12 protein-coding genes are annotated in these 19,904 nt (G+C 39.0%); 8 read left to right on the forward strand and 4 right to left on the reverse strand.

What is annotated here, in order from left to right; all coding sequences use genetic code 11:
* Positions 1-8 precede the first annotated feature (8 nt).
* The 4 genes from VS868_RS13820 (at position 9) to VS868_RS13835 (ending at position 3,583) form a co-directional block, all read left to right on the forward strand.
* Complete coding sequence (locus VS868_RS13820; protein ID WP_266070588.1) at positions 9-848, forward strand: 1,4-dihydroxy-2-naphthoyl-CoA synthase; 840 nt, start codon at positions 9-11, stop codon at positions 846-848.
* Positions 836-1,369, forward strand: a complete 534-nt coding sequence (locus VS868_RS13825; protein ID WP_266070589.1) for a PH domain-containing protein — start codon at positions 836-838, stop codon at positions 1,367-1,369. Before VS868_RS13820 ends, VS868_RS13825 begins: the two co-directional genes overlap by 13 nt.
* A complete protein-coding gene (locus VS868_RS13830) occupies positions 1,362-2,873 on the forward strand; it encodes a PH domain-containing protein (RefSeq protein ID WP_266070590.1) in 1,512 nt (503 codons plus the stop codon). Before VS868_RS13825 ends, VS868_RS13830 begins: the two co-directional genes overlap by 8 nt.
* Positions 2,874-3,037: 164 nt before the next feature.
* Entirely contained in the window at positions 3,038-3,583 is a 546-nt protein-coding gene (locus VS868_RS13835) for a hypothetical protein (protein WP_345598356.1), read from the forward strand.
* Positions 3,584-3,644: 61 nt separating this feature from the next.
* Here the strand turns inward: VS868_RS13835 and VS868_RS13840 are convergent, their stop codons facing one another.
* The 4 genes from VS868_RS13840 to uvrA all read right to left on the reverse strand — a co-directional run bounded on the left by VS868_RS13840 (position 3,645) and on the right by uvrA (position 12,768).
* A complete protein-coding gene (locus tag VS868_RS13840) occupies positions 3,645-6,059 on the reverse strand; it encodes a thiamine pyrophosphate-dependent enzyme (protein WP_345598357.1) in 2,415 nt (804 codons plus the stop codon).
* A 162-nt stretch (positions 6,060-6,221) separates the two neighbouring features.
* Positions 6,222-9,032, reverse strand: a complete 2,811-nt coding sequence (locus VS868_RS13845) for a metalloprotease (protein WP_345598358.1) — start codon at positions 9,030-9,032, stop codon at positions 6,222-6,224.
* Positions 9,033-9,227: 195 nt separating this feature from the next.
* A complete protein-coding gene (locus tag VS868_RS13850) occupies positions 9,228-9,917 on the reverse strand; it encodes a TIGR00730 family Rossman fold protein (protein ID WP_266070595.1) in 690 nt (229 codons plus the stop codon).
* A gap of 19 nt (positions 9,918-9,936) precedes the next feature.
* The gene (uvrA, locus tag VS868_RS13855; protein WP_345598359.1) at positions 9,937-12,768 is read right to left on the reverse strand and encodes an excinuclease ABC subunit UvrA; all 2,832 of its coding nucleotides are present in this window, start codon (positions 12,766-12,768) and stop codon (positions 9,937-9,939) included.
* Positions 12,769-13,388: 620 nt separating this feature from the next.
* On the opposite strand from uvrA, the gene VS868_RS13860 reads away from it, so the two are divergent.
* The 4 genes from VS868_RS13860 to VS868_RS13875 all read left to right on the forward strand — a co-directional run bounded on the left by VS868_RS13860 (position 13,389) and on the right by VS868_RS13875 (position 19,167).
* The gene (locus VS868_RS13860; RefSeq protein ID WP_266070597.1) at positions 13,389-14,387 is read left to right on the forward strand and encodes a helix-turn-helix transcriptional regulator; all 999 of its coding nucleotides are present in this window, start codon (positions 13,389-13,391) and stop codon (positions 14,385-14,387) included.
* Between the two features lie 185 nt (positions 14,388-14,572).
* Complete coding sequence (locus VS868_RS13865; protein WP_266070598.1) at positions 14,573-16,126, forward strand: hypothetical protein; 1,554 nt, start codon at positions 14,573-14,575, stop codon at positions 16,124-16,126.
* A gap of 95 nt (positions 16,127-16,221) precedes the next feature.
* Positions 16,222-17,613 carry a hypothetical protein gene (locus VS868_RS13870; RefSeq protein ID WP_345598360.1) on the forward strand — a complete coding sequence of 464 codons (1,392 nt, stop codon included), beginning with the start codon at positions 16,222-16,224 and terminating at the stop codon, positions 17,611-17,613.
* 162 nt (positions 17,614-17,775) lie between these two features.
* Positions 17,776-19,167: a hypothetical protein gene (locus VS868_RS13875; RefSeq protein WP_266070600.1), complete on the forward strand. Its 1,392-nt coding sequence runs from the start codon at positions 17,776-17,778 to the stop codon at positions 19,165-19,167.
* Positions 19,168-19,904 lie beyond the last annotated feature (737 nt).

Consider the following 19,904-nt stretch of genomic DNA (forward strand, 5'->3'; position numbering starts at 1 on the left):
AGATCACTATGACCAAACCAGATTATAAAACAGCAAAGGAATACGAAGATATCACCTACCAAAAGTGCAACGGCGTGGCACGTATTGCGTTTAACCGTCCCGAGGTTCGCAATGCCTTTCGTCCTAAAACTACCAGTGAGCTCTATGATGCTTTTTATGATGCCCAGGAAGATACTTCAATAGGAGTGGTGCTGCTTTCTGCGGAAGGGCCTTCCCCAAAAGATGGCGTTTACAGCTTTTGCAGCGGGGGAGATCAAAAAGCCCGTGGACATCAGGGATATGTGGGAGAAGATGGAATGCACCGTCTGAATATTCTTGAAGTACAAAGGTTAATTCGGTTTATGCCAAAAGCTGTGATTGCGGTTGTGCCGGGTTGGGCCGTGGGAGGAGGGCACAGCCTGCACGTAGTTTGTGACCTTACCCTTGCAAGTAAGGAGCACGCGATCTTTAAGCAAACCGATGCCGATGTTACAAGTTTTGATGGCGGATATGGTTCTGCATACCTTGCCAAAATGGTTGGACAAAAGAAGGCACGCGAAATCTTCTTTTTAGGAAGGAATTATTCGGCACAGGAGGCTTATGAAATGGGAATGGTGAATGCAGTTATTCCGCATGAAGAACTGGAAGATACGGCTTATGAATGGGCACAGGAGATCCTGGCTAAATCTCCTACCTCAATAAAGATGCTGAAGTTTGCCATGAACCTTACCGACGATGGCATGGTAGGGCAACAGGTGTTTGCCGGAGAAGCTACCCGTCTTGCTTATATGACCGATGAGGCCAAAGAAGGTAGAAACGCTTTTCTGGAAAAAAGAAAACCTAATTTTGATAAAAAATGGATCCCGTAGCCTCTTCAGAATTTTCAAATTTTGAGTTGGAAGTAGCTTCCCTTCCCAGAGTTGAGGAGGTGAAGCTGCATCCCATTTCAAAAAAATATCTTGTGAAGTTGCAGGTGGGTACCAGCATCTCCTTTATGTTCTTTGCTGTGGGATTGTTCCTGGGGTATACTTTTTTATCTGCTCAATTTCATACTTATCTTTTCTGGGCCGCAATCCTGCTGGTCCTCCTTTTTGGATGGTCTATTTTTAACAACGTGATGTATGTTAAGAAGAGCGGTTATGCCTTGCGGGAACAGGATATAATTTTTAAACGCGGCTTTTTGTTTGAAAAAACCACAGTAGTTCCTTTTAATAGAATTCAGCATGTGACTGTAGAGCGGTCTTTTCTTGATAAGATTCTGAATATTTCTTCTTTAAAAGTATTCACCGCCGGAGGATCGGGTAGCGATGTGAGTGTTCCCGGAATAAAACCTGAAACAGCTACCTCTCTAAAAGAGGAAATTTCAGGAAGAATTTATAACCATGCCTGATTATTATTTTTCGGAGCCACAACGGCAATCTGGCGTGGGGCTGGTATTGATCTTTGCGACCTCTCTTTACCATATAGGGAGAAACTTGTGGGTGCTGGTTTTTTATTTTGCCTTTAAAGAAGTAGATCAGCGAATGCTGTTTTTTGGCGGTGCGGCACTTATGCTGGTGCTGTTGCTAAGTCTTGGCTACAGCATCCTTTATTTCCTGAATTTTAAGTTTCATCTTGACGAGAAGAATCAGGAGTTTGTGCTTCAAAAAGGGGTTTTTTCATCTGACGTTATTAATATTCCCTTTGAGAAGATTCAGCAGGTAAATTTCCGAAGGAATATTCTGCAACGCATCATTGGCGTGTACAGTGTGGTTGTAGAAACAGCAGGAAGCCAGGACAAGGAGGTCGAGATTAAAGCACTATCTGAAGAGAAAGCTAATCTCCTGGCCGAAAAACTCATGGCACGTGCCGAAGAGGAACGTGCTGAAACTTCCGTAGAAGTTGAAGAAGACCCTGAAAAAATACCTGCAACTACAGCAAAGGCTGTACCTCAATGGGAGCATAAAGTTCAATTATGGACGCTTGTAAAATTAGGGCTTACCTCCAACTATCTTCGTGGGGTTGGTATCATAGTGGCTTTTTATTTTACTCTAAGGGAGCAATTCATGTTTAACGATGAACTTGCGGCGCAGCTTCAGGAACCGCAGGTGTATTTTTCTCAGGGTAAATACCTCTTCATTATTTTTCTATTGCTGGTGGGGATGCTGTTAACGGTTGGGGAGACAGTTGTAAAATATTTTGGACTTCATTTGCAGAAGTATAAGGACACCCTACAGGTTGAAATGGGGCTGCGTAACAATACAAAGGTTAATTTAAAGGCCAGCAGAATTCAATTGCTGCAAGTGCTCACAAATCCTATTCAGAAGAAAATGGATCTGTTTCAGGTAAAGATCTCTCTTGCCAGTAGTGAGAATGATCTTGAAAAGAATCAGGTGAAAATCGCCGGTTTGCCGCCTAAAGTGGTGCAGCAGGTCAAAAATTATTTTTACCAGACTGAAATACGGGAGAATTTTAGAGTTAAACCGAGTAAATATTTATTGATTAGAAGGATCTCCCGTGGATTAATTCCTTTGGTCATTCTATCGGGATTTTTATTTTTTTATGCCCAACTTGTTATGCTTAGCTGGGTTGTGGGTATAGCTTCAGCATATGTTGTGCTCCTTTGTATTTATAACTTCTACTACTTTAGAAGGCTACAGCTGGGAATTTCAGAAGAGTTTTTAATAAGATATTCGGGAGTTTGGGTGCAGAAGGAAGAATACCTTGAAGTTTTTAGGTTACAGGCAGTTTCAGTTTCACAACCTTTATGGTACAAAAAGAGAGGTTTGGTAAACCTTACTTTCCATTCTGCAGGTGGAGATGTTGATTTTCCCATGGTGAAAAAGGAGGAGGTGCAGCCTATTCTTAACTATTTGATTTACAAGATCGAGGTGACCGAAAAAGCCTGGATGTAAAATTTTCTGAATTTCTTTTTGAAGTATTCAATTTCCAAAGTTCTGGATATCAAAAAATTATCATTTTCTCAGTTATTTGTCGGTGTAATGAGTTGAAAATTAATTGTTTAATTATTTGTGTTTTCTGGTTGGTATGATTTAACTTTCAGGTAAAACTTTTGCCTATGAAAAAGCTATACTTGATTTTTGTACTATCGGTCACCTTTGTGTTGAATTCCTGCAGCTTAGATACTATGCAGAGTAAACTTGATGTAGAGGGCGAACATGGATATGACTTCCGGGAAAGTAGAGCAGCCTGGAAAGATTTAAAACGGGAGCAGGAAAATTCCTATACTTATACTATCCTCGTACAATCCTGGACAGGGTATGGGAGTGAAACTACCATTGAAGTAGAGGAAGGAAAGGTTAAAAAGCGGTATTATGTGGCTTTTATAATTTCAGAAGAAGATGGTTCGAGAACTGTTACCGAAATTTATGAGGAAAACACCAAAAAAGAACTTGGAAGCCACGCTTCAGGGGCGCCGCCATATACTATTGATCATCTTTACACAACCTGTCTTTCAAAATATCTAACTGTTGATCACGAGACCAATAAAATCTTTTTTGACACCAATGATGACGGGGTCATGATGCTTTGCGGATATATGCCTGTAGGTTGCCAGGATGATTGTTTCAGAGGAATAAAAATTTCAGAATTTAACTGGAAGTAATCAATGTAAAAAGCCACGAGTGCATTGCAGTCGTGGCTTCTTATTTAAGTATGATTATATTTTACTTTAACTGTGGAAACTGTGCAGGATCTACTTCATTCATGATCTCATATACCTTCTCAAAAATGTCTTCTACAGAAGGCTTTGAAAAATAATCACCGTCAGTTCCATATGCAGGGCGATGATCTTTTGCAGTGAGCGTTTGCGGCTTGCTGTCGAGATGTCTCCAAGCGTTTTGTTCTTCCATAACTTTTTGAACGATAAACGCTGAAGCTCCTCCTGGCACGTCTTCGTCTATAACCAGTAACCGGTTTGTTTTGGCCACACTTTTCACTATATCTTGATTGAGGTCAAAAGGGAGCAAAGACTGCACATCAATAACTTCAGCATCAATACCCACTTCCTGTAGTTCTTTTGCTGCCTGTTCTACCAGTCTTAACGTAGAACCATAAGAAACAAGGGTAATGTCTGTACCTTCCCTCATGGTTTCAACTACGCCCAGCGGTGTTTTGAACTCACCTAAATTAACGGGCATTTTTTCCTTTAAACGATAGCCATTAAGTGATTCCACAATGAGTGCAGGCTCATCACTCTCGAGTAAGGTGTTGTAGAAACCAGCTGCTTTGGTCATATTGCGGGGCACCAGGACGTGTATACCACGAATAAGATTTAAGATTCCGCCCATAGGGGAACCACTGTGCCAGATACCTTCCAGGCGATGTCCCCTGGTCCTGATAATTAACGGTGCTTTTTGTTTACCACGCGTTCTATATTGAAGGGTAGCTAGGTCATCACTCATTATTTGGAGTGCGTAAAGCAGGTAATCGAGATACTGGATCTCAGCAATAGGGCGTAAGCCTCTCATGGCCATCCCAATTCCCTGTCCCAAAATTGTTGCTTCACGAATACCTGTATCGGCAACACGCAGTTTCCCGTACTTTTCCTGAAGACCTTCCAGTCCCTGGTTAACATCGCCAATTTCTCCTGTGTCTTCTCCAAAGATGAGGGCTTCAGGATACTTATTGAAAATGCTGTCAAAATTTTCTCTTAAGACCAGCCTTCCGTCTACTTCTTTAGAATCTTCTCCATAAGAAGCTGCGACGGGCTGTACGTTAAGAGCATTATATTTTGAAGTACTGTGTAAGTGGCTGCTGTATTGCGGCCGCACCTCCTCTGTGTACTTGTCAATAAACTGAATCAATTCCTGTTTTGCGGGAGAACTCTCTCCTCTCATATATCTTAAGGCCTTACGGGATGCAACTAGAATATCTTTTTTCAAGGCTTCCCTGTTCTCCTGAAGTTCCTTCTTTAACTGAAGAATAAAGCTTTTATTCTGGCTGCTTTCGGCTGCTCTTTGGAGTACAGGGAGTACATCTTTAACTTTATTCTTTACAGGAGCCATATGCGCTTCCCAGGCGGCTTTCTTCCCGTCACGCACCTGTTTCTTGATGTCTTTTTCTATTTCTTGAAGTTCCTGATCTGTTGCTATGTTTGTGGCAATCATCCATTCCCTCATCTTCACATTACAGTCATGCTTCCGTTCCCACTGAAGCCTTGCTTCACTTTTGTAGCGTTCGTGAGACCCTGAAGTAGAATGCCCCTGAGGCTGGGTAAGCTGCTGAACGTGGATTAGTACAGGTGTGTGTTCTTCACGTGCAATTCGACTGGCATTCTCGTATGTTTCTATGAGCGCCGGATAGTCCCAACCATTTACTGCGAAGATCTCGTACCCATTGTTTTCTCCTTTGTCTCGTTGAAAACCTTTAAGTACTTCCGAAATATTCTGCTTGGTAGTTTGATGTCTCGCATGTACCGAAATTCCATATTCATCATCCCATACATTCATTACCATAGGTACCTGAAGTACACCTGCCGCATTGATGGTCTCCCAAAACAGGCCTTCACTGGTACTTGCATTACCAATAGTTCCCCAGGCAATTTCATTTCCGTTTCTGGAAAATTTATCGGCATCAATACCTGTCACATTTCTGTAAATTTTAGAAGCCTGTGCAAGACCTAAAAGCCTTGGCATTTGGCCTGCAGTAGGAGAGATGTCTGCGCTTGAATTCTTCTGTTGGGTAAGGTTCTTCCATGTCCCGTCTTCTTCAAGACTGTGGGTAGCAAAGTGCCCTCCCATTTGTCTACCTGCAGAATTGGGTTCGTGTTCAATATTTGTAGTGGCGTAAAGGCTTGCAAAGAACTGCTGAATATTAAGAGCCCCAATAGCCATCATAAAAGTTTGGTCACGATAGTAACCTGATCTAAAATCGCCATTTTGGAATACCTTAGCCCAGGCCAATTGTGGTACTTCCTTCCCATCACCAAAAATTCCAAATTTAGCTTTACCCGTAAGCACTTCTCGTCTTCCGAGGAGACTGCACTCCCGGCTGGTTACCGCCAACTTGTAATCACTTACCACCTGCGCCCTAAAATCTTCAAAAGAAATTTCACTTTTTGAGGAAGTTTCACTCTGCATAACACGTTTTTAAAATTACCACAAATGTAACGAAAACAATGATTAATTACAATTCAAAAAAAATCAGTAAAAATTGTTTTTTAATAAAATAAGCGGCTTCTGATTATCATATTTTTAGGTAAACGTTAAAATAAAGAGATTCACTAAGAAAATCCTAATCATTTAGAACCATTTTCTCGTGATAAGCCTTCCCAGAGTTTTTATATCGAGAGTTGCAATGAACCTGATTTTTTGATCATAATTACCTTCATTAAATTCCCAGCCTTCACTGGAATGTACAGGTAAGAAGATTTCAAAATAATTTTGCACCAGGCTAAGTCTTATTCCTGAATCGTACAAGAGTTTTGCCGATTGATTTTTGTTTTTTATTACACCAACATCACTATAGGCGTAAATCCACTTCCAAATGGTGGTGCTTCCGTTTACTGTAGTAATCCATTGGTTTGCAAACTGTGGCTCAAGGGTAGATTTAAAGCCTCCTTCGGCCATGATAATTTGCTGACTAAAAATACCTGATGTTTCACTTCTTCCGTAGTAACTGTAATCAAAGAGGTAATCTGTAGGACGATCTAGTGCAAAACTGAAATAATCACTGTTTGGCATATCGTTGTAAAGAAAGGCTCCTCCAAAGAAACGAAGATTTACCTGTCGGTCATTTTTCAAAAGTTTTCGGTATTCTACAGTTAAAGAAGATTTACTAAACTGCTGTGCGACCTGGAAATCTACTGAACCTGAGAAATGAGTAACCAAGCCCGGGTTACTGTACAGGTAGTTTATATTGAATACACTATAATCGGGCACTTCAAGATCTGTAAGGTCATTTTCATCCCGATAAACGTTTACATTACGGATAAGAATTCTCTCCTTAGGGCTTTGCCTCATATAGGAATCCCTAAAATGCAGGGATAGGTATGGATTGAGCCTTTGGTACATGAGATCGTAGCCATACGAGAACCTGCTTCCTGATATCCCGTAGTTGATCATATATAAATCTTCATCAAAGAAAATTTTGTGGGAAAGACCAGCGCTACCTACAAATGTTTTACTTCTGGAGGCATATAGAGGAGATAGGTTATATTCAAAATTTCGATCTAAAATAGTTTTATTATACAACTTTACACCTAAAGCGAGCCCGTCATACAGGTTGTACTGGAACTGTGGCATAAAGAATACCTGCTGGTATCTTGGGTCTTCAACATCTTTTAAAAGCCGGAATTGGAGAGGACGATTCATTATGCCTCCCACTGTTCGGTAATTATTTCTCCTGTTTATTTCGGGTACAATCCCTTCATGATTAACAGCGACCTGTTTTACTCTTGATGCCGGAATGTGTACAGTGCGAACCCCGGGAGAATGTTCTACCCAGGTTTTGTAGACAACTTCATTATTGTTAAGTCCATAAACCTGAATAGGAACGTCTGTCTCTGTTTTGTTGCGTAAAGTAATTCGCAGTGAGTCACCCTCTTTGGAAAGACTTCGTATTTTAAAATCTATCTTATTTTTGGTAGAGACGTAGTCATCAAAGAACCATTTTATGTCTTTACCAGCATTTTCTGTAAGAATGCGCTGAAAATCTTCATCATCAACTGCTCTCAGTTTATATTGTTCAAAGAACTCTTTAATGGAATATTGTACGGTATTATCTTCAAGAAATTCATCCAGAAGGCTAAAGCCCACTCCCGCTTTGAAAGGATTTGCAATGTTTTTATTGAACTTTGTTAAAGAATCTTGCGGAGCGTTTAGGGGCTGGTCCATGTGCTTTCTCGCAGCGAACAGGTACATAAGAATGAATTGATCATTGAAATCAAGAGTTGAGGCATGAAACCAACGAATGCCAATAACATCACTCAAACTACCCAATAATTTTAGGTCTGGATAATATTGATCCATATACTCCATCATGAGGTATATTTGAATACCATCAAAGATCCATTTGTCTTCCCTGGGGTTTAACAGCAGTGAATTTTCGAGATAATTCTCGGTAAGGGTTTTTAATTGCTTGAGTTCATAACCAAATCCGTCGGGAAATGGTCTTAAGAATTTAGGTAATTGATTGAGACCGTATACCGGGTTTGAAGCATAATCCTGCTGGGTAGACAGTATAATAGGATGAGGGTAGGAGCCTAGATTTGTCTGGAGAAAATCTACTATCCTGTTTACATACATGGATTTCATCCCTGGATTGGCACCACTGGCTGTAATGTTTGTTAGCACGTGAAGGCTATCTACTTTGATATCATCAAAAATGACCTCTGTAGTGAGGTGTAACTCTGCATCAAACCTTTCCTGGCCTGATAGAAAAACTGTTTTCTTATCTTCGTGGGGAACAATTTTTTCCCTTTTTAAAGCAGAAATAAGAGCCAGGTTAGAAGGAAGGGTAAGCTCAACTTCAAAATCGAGCTTTGGAAGGTACAGGTCGTTCATGTTTTTATGACTGTACACCTTCCAGTTGTCCTTGTACATTGCCGGAGCAATGAACCAATATTTTAGTTGATAATTGCCTTTATTTCCGTAGCCGTAACGCGTAAATTCATTGTGGGGAATTTTAATAACGTAGTCTAGATTTATAACGTATTTCTCGTGTGGAGCTATGGGTTTTTCAGGAATAATTTTAATGATGTCTGGATGTTCTTCAGGACGTTCCCACGTTAGGATATTAGAAGTACTTCCTGTAATGGAATTTATAGTAGTTCCTCCTCTTCTATCTTCACGGGCAAAATGGAAGTTACGATCGTAATCTTCAAAGAACCTGCGAGCCAGGGGAGTTCGGGTATCTGAAAACGCGTTCATCCAGTCACTCATATAAACCTCTCGAAGTGTATCATTGCTGGTATTCCTGTACTCCAGGGTTTGCTGGATGTTCAGAGACCTCAGAGAATCATTGAGTTCTGCTTTAACGATTACATTATGTTGCCCAAAAAGAGCTAATGAGAGGAGGGCAAACAGAAAAAAGAGTGGAAGTTTTTTATTCAAATTTTTATTGTAAACAATAAGGTTAAAAATCATTAACGAGATGAGCTGCAATATATTATTTCAGGAAGTAAAACCTATACCTATGGGAAGATTTCCTGAGTTAAAAAAAAACAAAATTATAAAAGAAGCTGACAGGAGAATATAAAAACAGCCTTGTCAAAAAGGCTGTTTTAAGATCACATTTATTTTAAAATCCTAGAAATTAGGGCTTAGGTTGTATTCCTCATAGAATTTATCTAAAATCTCTATGACTTCATCGGCAGTATCTACCACCTGGATGATATCAATATCACCGCTGCTTATGTTTTGAAAATTATCTAATAGCGTGCTTCTTACCCAGTCGATTAAGCCACCCCAAAAATCTCTTCCCACCAATATAATTGGGAATTTGTCAATTTTGTTTGTCTGAATAAGGGTAATTGCTTCAAATAGTTCATCTAAGGTTCCAAATCCTCCCGGCATTACCACAAAGCCCTGAGAATACTTTACAAACATCACTTTTCTTACAAAGAAGTAATCAAAGTTGATATTCTTATCATTATCAATATAAGGATTGTCGTGTTGTTCAAATGGCAGATGGATGTTGAGCCCTACAGAAGTTCCTCCGGCAAGATGAGCGCCTTTGTTTCCGGCTTCCATTACTCCCGGGCCACCTCCTGTAATTATCCCATAACCATGTTCTACGATTTTTTTAGCTACCTCTTCAGTAAGTTTATAAAACTTGTGCTCTGGCTTTGTACGTGCCGATCCAAAAATTGAAACACAGGGGCCTATTTGGCTTAATTTTTCGTATCCGTTGACAAATTCTCCCATGATCTTAAAAATGGCCCAGGAGTCATTTGTTTTTATTTCATTCCAGCTTTTATTTCTTGTCTCTGTTCTCATAAAAAATTCAAATTGCGGACTAATTTAGTTCTTTTTGAAGAAAGGCTGCGGTGTAGCTTTTTTTGTTTTTGGCAACTTCTTCAGGTGTTCCCTTTGCTACTACTTTTCCGCCGTTTCTTCCACCTTCATAACCAATGTCGATGATGTAGTCGGCCATTTTTATTACATCGAGGTTATGCTCAATAATGAGTACGGTATTTCCTTTGTTTACCAGCCTGTTCAACACTTCCATCAAGACCCTGATATCTTCAAAATGCAAACCTGTGGTGGGTTCGTCCAATATGTAAAAGGTGTTTCCGGTGTCTCTTTTAGAAAGTTCGGTAGCCAGTTTTATGCGTTGTGCCTCTCCTCCCGATAGGGTAGTGCTTTGTTGCCCTAAAGTAATATAACCTAGCCCAACATCTTTTATAGTTTTTACTTTACGATAGATCTTCGGAATATTTTCAAAGAAAACCACAGCTTCATTAATGGTCATTTCGAGCACATCTGCTATCGATTTCCCCTTGTATCTAATTTCCAGAGTCTCGCGATTAAAGCGCTTGCCCTGGCATGTTTCGCACTCTACGTAAACATCGGGTAAGAAATTCATTTCAATGACCCGCAGGCCTCCACCTTTACAGGTCTCACATCTACCTCCTTTAACATTGAAGCTAAAACGTCCCGGTTTATATCCCCTAATGAGGGCTTCTGGTGTTTTAGCAAAGATGTTTCTGATTTCCGAAAATACACCTGTGTACGTTGCCGGATTAGATCGTGGGGTGCGACCAATGGGCGTTTGGTTAATATCTATAACTTTATCAATATGCTCCAGCCCTTTAATGCTTTTGTATGGCTTGGGTTTTTTTACTCCATTGAAATAGTGAGCGTTCATGATGGGGTAAAGGGTTTCGTTGATCAAAGTTGATTTCCCGCTTCCAGAAACCCCTGTTACAGCAATCATTTTTCCTAAAGGAAAACTAACCGAGACATTTTGAAGATTATTTCCGGTTGCACCTTTAAGATCGATCTTTTTACCATTACCTTCCCTTCTCACTTTAGGAACCTCGATTTTCATGCTTCCATTGAGGTAGTTTGCCGTGATGGTATTGTGTTTTTTAATCTCGTCGGGTGTGCCCTGGCTTATAATTTCACCGCCATGCCTGCCAGCCTGTGGACCAATGTCTATAACATAATCGGCGCGTTCAATCATATCCTTATCATGTTCAACCACAATAACCGAGTTCCCAAGATCACGAAGGGAGGTAAGAGAATTAATTAGTTTTTCATTGTCCCGTTGATGTAATCCTATACTCGGTTCGTCCAGGATATATAGTACGCCTACCAGTTGGGAGCCAATTTGAGTGGCCAACCTTATTCTTTGAGCTTCTCCTCCCGAAAGGGTTTTGGAACCGCGGTTCAGGGAAAGGTAATTAAGGCCAACATCAATTAAAAATTGGAGACGAACGCTAATTTCCTTAATAACCTCAGCAGCGATCTTTTGTTGTTTTTCTGAAAGGTGTGCATTAAGATCATTAAACCAGTCGGCAAGATCTACAATATCTATTTGAGCCAGTTCTGCAATATTTTTTCCATTGACCCTGAAGTAGAGAGATTCTTTTTTTAAGCGGGTACCTTCACATTCGGGGCATGTTATTTTGTCCATATAATCCTTTGCCCAGCGGCGGAGTGAAGAAGACTCGTTTTTTTCGTAAGTCTCTTCAATAAAAGTGGCAACGCCTTCAAAATCTATCTTATACTCACGTGTTATTCCAAGGGTCTTAGATTCTTTAGTAAACTTTTCCTTTCCCCCATGCAGGATCATGTTTAATGCATCTTTGGGAATTTTGTCCACGGAGTCTGAAAGGCTAAAGTCAAACCTTTCAGCTATTAACTGAAGTTGGTTGAAGATCCAGTTCTTTTTTTGAGGGCCATGAGGGGCAAGGGCTCCGTTTTTTATGCTTATTGAAGGATCTGGAATGATCTTTTTTTCATTTACTTTATGAAGTGTACCTATGCCATTACAAACAGGACAGGCTCCTTTAGGGGAGTTAAATGAGAAGTTATTAGGTTCAGGGTTTGGGTACGAAATCCCGGAAGAAGGGCACATTAAATTTCGACTGAAGTACTTTATGTCGCCATTGTCCTGGTCCATCACCATTAAGACATCATCACCATGATACATTGCGGTTTTAATACTTTCAAATAACCTTTTGTTTAAGTCGTCATTTGAAGAAATTTTTAAGCGATCAACCACAATTTCAATATCATGGATCTTGTAGCGATCCAGCTTCATTCCCTTTACAATATCCCGAACTTCTCCATCTACCCTCACTTTAACAAAACCCTGTTTTGCTATTTGCTCAAAGAGCTCTCTGTAATGCCCTTTTCGGGACCTTATTATAGGAGCTAGTATATTCACTCTTTTTCCTTCAAAATTCTGGAGAATCAAGCTGGCGATTTGCTCGTCATTATAACTCACCATCTTTTCGCCAGTTTGATAACTGTAGGCATCACTGGCTCTGGCAAATAGCAACCTTAAGAAGTCGTAAATTTCGGTAATTGTTCCTACTGTACTTCTGGGACTTTTGCTGGTTGTTTTTTGCTCAATCGCTATAACGGGTGAAAGGCCTTCAATTTTATCTACATCTGGTCTTTCCAGGCCGCCGAGAAATTGCCGGGCATAGGCAGAGAAGGTCTCGATGTACCTACGTTGCCCTTCAGCATAAATGGTATCAAATGCGAGAGAAGATTTTCCCGAACCAGAAAGCCCGGTAATTACAACCAGTTTTTCCCTTGGGATCTTGAGATCTACATTTTTTAAGTTGTGTACCCGTGCCCCAAGTATATCTATGTATTCTTCTGTAACTGCCATGAGAGTTTTTTGCAAGGCTGCAAAGGTACTGAAACTGTAGCTATTGAGAAAAGAGTAAAGAAGTGCCGGATAAGGACAAACTCGCCTATTATGTTAAAGTTATTCCTACAAATTTTCTATTCTGTTGAGCCTTACCTATATCATATTCTTAATTAATTGCTAAGAGCTGTTGCAAATTTTTTAGGAATTTGTGGGATTAATATTATTGTCTGAGTCATAGCCTGCATAATGGTCTTAAGAAGAGTTAGATATTTGTGTGTGGTAGATATAATGAGCCAAATTAAGGTATAATGGAAAGTTGATGACTGATTGAGACAAAACAAAGATTTGGCATTTTCAGAAGTCTAAAAGTGAGGTTTTACATTTAATCACTTTTTTCTTACAGGGGATTTAAACTATAAAATTATTCCGATTAAAAGTATCATAAAAAGAGCTTTTTACCGTAAAAATTTAAGTTAAAATGGTTCATTTGTCTATCACTGTTGTCATTTTAATTTATTGACCGTCAGTTATTTACTACACAAGTTTAGGATTTATTTTAAAGTAGCTTATATATCTTTACTACTGAAGATGACAAATAATTCGATCTAAAAAATGTCATTAAATTAAAAAGTAGGGGGATGGAAAAGAAAATATTACTACTCATTACAAAAAACCGGGATTTAGCTAATAATATTGAAAAAGAAGTAAATCACAATTTCACCACTGCCGAAGTTAGCAGTGTTCATTCCGGTTACTCCATGGCTCTTAATTTATTGCCAGATGTGATTCTCATAGATTATTCTTCTCTTGGTCTTGAAAGCCTAAAGAATTTATCCAGTTTTAAATCTACTCATTTCCTTAACAAAAGTTTACTTTTTCTCTTTGGTGATCTTGAGAACAAGAAGATTCTCGATAATAATTTTAAAGATGCCGTAGACGGGATCATTTACGATAGGGGATGCTACCGTTCTATTGTAGAAGAGATTGAAGAATTGATAGCAACACAGGGTTGTCTTACGCAATACTGGAAAGATTCCTTTATGGGATTGTTTAACTTATTGGAGTATCCGGTAATCCTTTTACAGGATGAAAAGATTGTTGCAATGAACGATGCTTTTAGGAATGACTTTTTTATTACTGGAAGACAACAAATCAAACTTACAGATCTGGTGGTCGGCAGGAACAAGCTTAAGGTGAGTGAAACCCTTAAAAAGTTCGTTAGGGGCAAGCACATGAAAGCTGTAACCAAAACTTCTCTTATTATGAATGAAAAGATTAGGGAAGCGAGAATAACATTTTCGAAACTTGACAAGCAACTTTCTGGTCAAATGATCATGATGATAAACTTCACCGGGAATGATTTTCCTCTTAAGGAAGAAGTAGGTAGCAATTCGGTAGAAATTGAAAAGTATTTTTCCGACTACTGCAAGGAGGAAGAGCAGTATTTTACTAAGAGAGAAAAGGAGATCATTTCACTATTGTGTAAAGGATATAAAACCAGAGAGATCTCAGAAACTTTATGCATTTCAGCTAAGACTATTGAGAAGCATAGGGCTAATATCATACGCCGCACACATTCAGGTACCATTCTGGAGAGTATAGTATATGCTCTTAACCATAATATGATAAAAGTTTGAGGAAAAGGAGGGTTTTCCCCCATTGTTAGAGGTTAAGATAAATCCTACATTTAACAAAGAATTTCCTTAGTTCCCCCCACCCATTTACTCCCCCATTTGATCTTTCGCCAGTGCGATTTGAAACAGCATTTATTGTTTAAATATTAATAACCATTCTAAATTTTTTAATCTAAAACCATTTAATTATGAAACACTTCAAATTATCCATGGCCTGGTTTGCGCTATTAGCATTAGTATTCACTTCATGTAGTAAGGAGGAAACTGATGTTATTAATGACAAAGACACAGTGCAATTAACTTTTGGTGCCATGCTTGGGGCTTTTAACAGTCAGAATAAACAGGCAACACCAGTAGAATGTAGAGAAAATGCTATACCTGCTTATGTAATGGTTGGAATATCTACAGATGAGGAGGGGACCACCTACATTGATGGAGGTAATGCAGAGAACCTTATTGAAATTGGCTTAACCAATAATAATGGTTCCTGGGAAACAACTTATTCAGCAGATTTAGAACTTCCTGAAGACACCTATTACTTACAGCACTTTGCTGTCTATGATACGAATGATCAGGTGCTTTGGGTAGCTCCCAGAGAGGGTGGGGCTTTTGCCAGTGAAGTTAGTGATGCTTTGCCTCAAACAATAGAACTAATTGGAGGTACTAAACCTTATATTGCTGTTGAAGTTCTATGCTTTATTCCAAGAGAAGAGGAAGCTTATGGCTATCCATTCTTTGATTTTGAGTTGGTTGAGGTAGAGAACAGCTATTGCATCTTTGTAAATTACTGTGATGACGCAACAGGACGAGAATATCCTGCACATTTCTCTGTAGAAGTATGGTCAGATGAGTTTGACGGAACAGAGGTAGTGTTAAGCAGTAATATGAATACAGTAACTATGCAGGGAAATAATCCAGCTGCTTCTGTACTATGTCTTGCTTTACCCGATCTTGGAGATGATACTTATTATGCACGTGTAACAGTGCTGAATCATAATCTTCTTCCATATGTTTCAGATCCAGATGCTGATTACTTTGAATTTACTTTCACTCAGGCTGATATTGAGGCCCAGGAACTTGCGGTACCTGCATATGAGCACGTAAGGTTCAATTGTGCACCGCCATATGGAGAGCCAACTTGTGAACCGGGAACAGTACTTGGAGATACCAACGGTGACTGTATTGTTGACTGTAGAGATACAGATTCCTGTGAGCCAGATGAATGCGTGGTGCCAGGAGATACAAATGGTGACTGTGTTGTAGATTGTAGAGATACAAATACCTGTAATTCAGGTGGATGTGGAGATACTGCTTACATGTACGGAGACTATATTCTATCAGATCATTACAATAGCAACAACTGGGGATGGGGACTTCTCATTGATGGTGTTGGTGTAGATGCCGAATATTATGATGAAGAGAATGATAATTGGGTAATTCCTTTTTGGGCAGGTGCAGGTCAAAATGATACTAGCAAGGCCTGGAGGGCCGGTGATGTCATTATTGAACTTGATGATGATGGAGAGCAAATTCATGTGACTATTGATTTGTATGACGGTGTTACTGTTGGAGATACTCACTTCTGGTTTAATGATGATAACGAGTGGCCGGAGAAGCGCGCTCCAGGGCAATTCGATCTTCATAAGGGTTCTGAACTTTTAAGCTATAGTTTCCCTGTAGATGGCGAAGGTCCATATACTTTAATCGTACATGCCGGGGACGTGTGTCACGAAGACTTCTAGAAAGAATAAGATTCCTCCGGATCAACCGGTCCGGAGGAATTTCTTTATAATTTTTATTAACCATTCTAATTTTTATTAATCAAACACAATTTATTATGAAAAATTTTAAAACTTCAATTGCCTGGCTGGCAATGTTGGCATTAGTTTTTACTTCCTGTAGTAAGGAAGAAGCAGGTGCTGTTTCAGATGATCCTGAAACGGTACAATTGACCTTTGGGGCCTTATTAAATTCCTTCAATCAACAAAACAGACAGTCTGAAGTTGAATGTAGAGATGGAATTGATCCTGCATATGTTGTTTTGGGAGGTACTACCTCTGAAGACGCTGAATGGGGTAGCTATGAACTATTCGAAGTAGGTTTAAAAAACAACAATGGATCATGGGAAACTACATACTCTGAAGATTTAGCCCTTCCTGCCGGTACTTATTATTTGCAATATTTCGCCGTTTATGATTCTAATGACCAGGTGCTTTGGGTTGCACCACGTGAAGGAGGTGCCTTTGCCGATGAAGTTGGTGACGCACTTCCAATGGAAATTGAACTTGTGGCCGGAACAAAACCTTATATTGATGTAGATGTTCTATGTTACTATGCAAGGGAAGAAGCGGCTTACGGTTATCCTTTCTTTGATTTTGACGTGATAGAAGTAGAAAACAGTTACTGTGTTTTCGTAAACTACTGTGATGATGAAACAGGAAGAGAATACCCGGCTTACTTTAGCATTGACGTATTTACCGATGCTGCAATGACAGATGAAGTTACGCTTAGTGTAGATACTAATACAATTACCATGGAAGGTGCTTGGCCAGCTGCTTCTGTTCTATGTTTTGCATTGCCAGATCTTGGAGATGATACATATTACGCCAGAGTAACTGTTATGAATCATGATGATCTTGATTACACTGCAGATGCAACTGATTACTATGACTTTGAAATTACCCAGGGAAGTATAAATGCATTGGCAGAACAAGTTCCTGCATACCACCACATAAGACTTAATTGTGATGAAGATCCAAACGGTGGAGGTGAAGACGAAGTGTGTGATATCGATGCAGCTTGCGAACTTGAAATTGACGGTGAGTTAGATGCCTTCTGTTACTTTACTGTACTTGAAGGAAGTGATGATAACTGGTTACGGATAGACGATGCTCAGGATCTGGAAGACCTGAACCTTTGGGTTGATTTTCCAATAGATGGTCTAATTGAAGTTGTTGATGTGTCTATAGTAATGGATAATGGAAATCTTTCTGTTAGTCTTGATACACCTTTTGCTGATCAAGATAGAATCACTGGTTACGCCATTGAAGTTAGACCTTCTGTTGAAGGGGGAGCTATGAATTCGACCTGTTGGGAATCTGAATGTGCCAATGTGGTAGGTGAAGATCAATATGGGGAAGTGTCAGAATCTTTTGATGGTTTCGATTACTCTTATCCTTTCTATATTAAAATAGATGCGATTTTCTGTTCTATACCACTTGAGAACTAATATATGTTAGAGATTAACCACCTGTTTAACAATAGGTGGTTAATTTTTTACTCTTAAAAATGCCCACAGTGTAATCCTCTATATGAACAGGGGAGAATCACTCAAAAAAGTCTTTTCTGAGACCAATTTTACCCATACTATCCTGCTTCTAAAAAAACTACTATGAAAAATAAATTACATAAAGTCACCCTTTTATTTCTTCTTCTGGTTGTAGGTGCTTCCTGTTCTACAGAAGATCCACACCCAGTAAATGAAGATGAACAAAAGGTACAGTTAACTTTTAAGACTGTTCTTGCAGAAATGGATCAGCAACAAAAAGATCCGGTAGTCTGCAGCGATAATGATCCCGGCTACGTGATGATAGGAATCACAGATGCCATGGGCAATTACATTGGAGAAGATGGGGGAAGTACCGAAATGAATCTTATAAGGGTTGAATTAAAATATAATAGCAGCCTTGATACATGGGAAACTTTATATTCTGAAGAATTGGCATTACCTCCTGGAGATTACAATCTGCAACATTTTATTGTTTATGATACTAATGACAATGTTCTATGGGTAGCGCCCAGATTAGAAGGAACTTTTTCTGAATATGTAGATAATCCTCTGCCACAGGAAATCGAACTTATTTCTGGTACCAAACCTTATATCAGTTTGGAAGTTTTATGTTTCTATGCTCGAAATGAAGAAGCCTATGGCTATCCATTCTTTGATTTTGATCTTATTGAAGTAGAAAATAGTTACTGTGTATTTATAAACTATTGTGACGATGCAACTGGAAGAGAGTATCCTGCTTATTTTTCTCTGGAAGTTTGGACCGATTCTTATGACGGAACTCCTTACCCATTAAGCAATAATACAAATACCATTACTATGGAAGGGGAGTGGCCATCTGCTTCGGTGTTGTGTGTTGCTCTTCCCGATCTTGGAGACCAAACTTTCTATGCTCGTGTAACTGTTTTAAATCATGACGACCTGGATTACACTGCAGATGCGTCTGATACTTTTCAATTTGAAATTACACAGGCCAGTATTGAGGCTCAGGAGATTTTTATACCTGCATATCATCATGTAAGGATTAACTGTGACAATAATAATAATCCGGGAGATCCAACTTGTGATACAGATGTACGTTGTAAGTTAAATTTGAGAAATGAACTCTCTCCTAATTGCGAGTTCACTCTGCTTGAAGGTGCTAATCCTGAAGGTTGGGTTCAAATCAACAGTGATGAAGATTTGCAACTCTTAGCCGATCTAGGTTCGGAAGAACTTACAGCTTTAGGTACAGCCAATATTTCTTTGATAAATAATGAAGTACAAATAATCCTTGATACACCATTTGACGACAGCGACCGTATTGCAGCTTATGCAATTGAGGTGCGGCCGGCAAGCGGTGGAACGATGAGTACTACTTGTTGGGAAAATTATTGTGCTAATATAGAGGGAGAAGATGGTGCTATTGCCAATACTTTTAATGGCTTTACTTATAATTATCCATTTTACGTGAGAATAGAAACCATTAACTGCTTTAATGTGAACCTTCTGGATTAATTTATAATCTATCTGGAAGTAACAAGAGGCTGTTTTAAAAGCGATTAACCGTTTGTTCTGATTTAATTCAGAATTCGAGAACCAGGAGAAGGTATATCGGAACGGGAATAAGCTTTTAAAGCAGCCTTATTTTTTGGTTACTATTGAGATTTACAATATATCTTTATACAAAGGCTTATATAAGAATCTATTAAACCTGCTCCAGGTAACTATTTATTTGTTTGATTTCACAATAAGAGAGTCCTCAAATGACATTTTTGACCCTCCTTTATCTTCAGGATTACTCTATTGACCAAAAATCCGGTTAGAGTATCTGGGAAATATATCCTTCTAACCAGGTAATTGGAATATATTTCAGAAATTAGAAACCCTTAATTTGCTGCAATCCCCTACAAAATTTTTGTTCTCTTCGCAGTTTTCTTCATAATCCCTACAAAACATTTGTAGCCTTTTAGCATTTTCTTCACTAAATTTCAATATTATTTATAATGAATATATTGATTTTCAGTATGTTAAATTTTATTAAACACTTCTTAATGAAATTATAATTTATAATTTTGCTCATGTTAAATTTTTTTATATGTGCAACCTTTTAAAATCAAATTTCACGAAACAGAAAGCTCAATTCAATCTCCGACTCCGACGTATTTTTTTGTTAAAGAAGTATTAAATTATTTTTTGGCACAATTATTACAACTCTTGATGCAAGTGAAGAATATTAAGATTCTTTTTTGTTT

It is taken from the genome of Salinimicrobium sp. 3283s (assembly GCF_039602225.1).
Lineage (GTDB): Bacteria > Bacteroidota > Bacteroidia > Flavobacteriales > Flavobacteriaceae > Salinimicrobium > Salinimicrobium profundisediminis.

Excerpts from the sequence above, each read along its gene's own strand:
- VS868_RS13840 (WP_345598357.1), bottom strand. The coding sequence starts at position 6,059 with ATGCAGAGTGAAACTTCCTCAAAAAGTGAAATTTCTTTTGAAGATTTT.
- VS868_RS13830 (WP_266070590.1), top strand. The coding sequence starts at position 1,362 with ATGCCTGATTATTATTTTTCGGAGCCACAACGGCAATCTGGCGTGGGG.
- VS868_RS13870 (WP_345598360.1), top strand. The coding sequence starts at position 16,222 with ATGAAAAATTTTAAAACTTCAATTGCCTGGCTGGCAATGTTGGCATTA.
- VS868_RS13820 (WP_266070588.1), top strand. The coding sequence starts at position 9 with ATGACCAAACCAGATTATAAAACAGCAAAGGAATACGAAGATATCACC.
- VS868_RS13835 (WP_345598356.1), top strand. The coding sequence starts at position 3,038 with ATGAAAAAGCTATACTTGATTTTTGTACTATCGGTCACCTTTGTGTTG.
- VS868_RS13860 (WP_266070597.1), top strand. The coding sequence starts at position 13,389 with ATGGAAAAGAAAATATTACTACTCATTACAAAAAACCGGGATTTAGCT.
- VS868_RS13865 (WP_266070598.1), top strand. The coding sequence starts at position 14,573 with ATGAAACACTTCAAATTATCCATGGCCTGGTTTGCGCTATTAGCATTA.
- VS868_RS13875 (WP_266070600.1), top strand. The coding sequence starts at position 17,776 with ATGAAAAATAAATTACATAAAGTCACCCTTTTATTTCTTCTTCTGGTT.
- VS868_RS13850 (WP_266070595.1), bottom strand. The coding sequence starts at position 9,917 with ATGAGAACAGAGACAAGAAATAAAAGCTGGAATGAAATAAAAACAAAT.
- VS868_RS13825 (WP_266070589.1), top strand. The coding sequence starts at position 836 with ATGGATCCCGTAGCCTCTTCAGAATTTTCAAATTTTGAGTTGGAAGTA.
- uvrA (WP_345598359.1), bottom strand. The coding sequence starts at position 12,768 with ATGGCAGTTACAGAAGAATACATAGATATACTTGGGGCACGGGTACAC.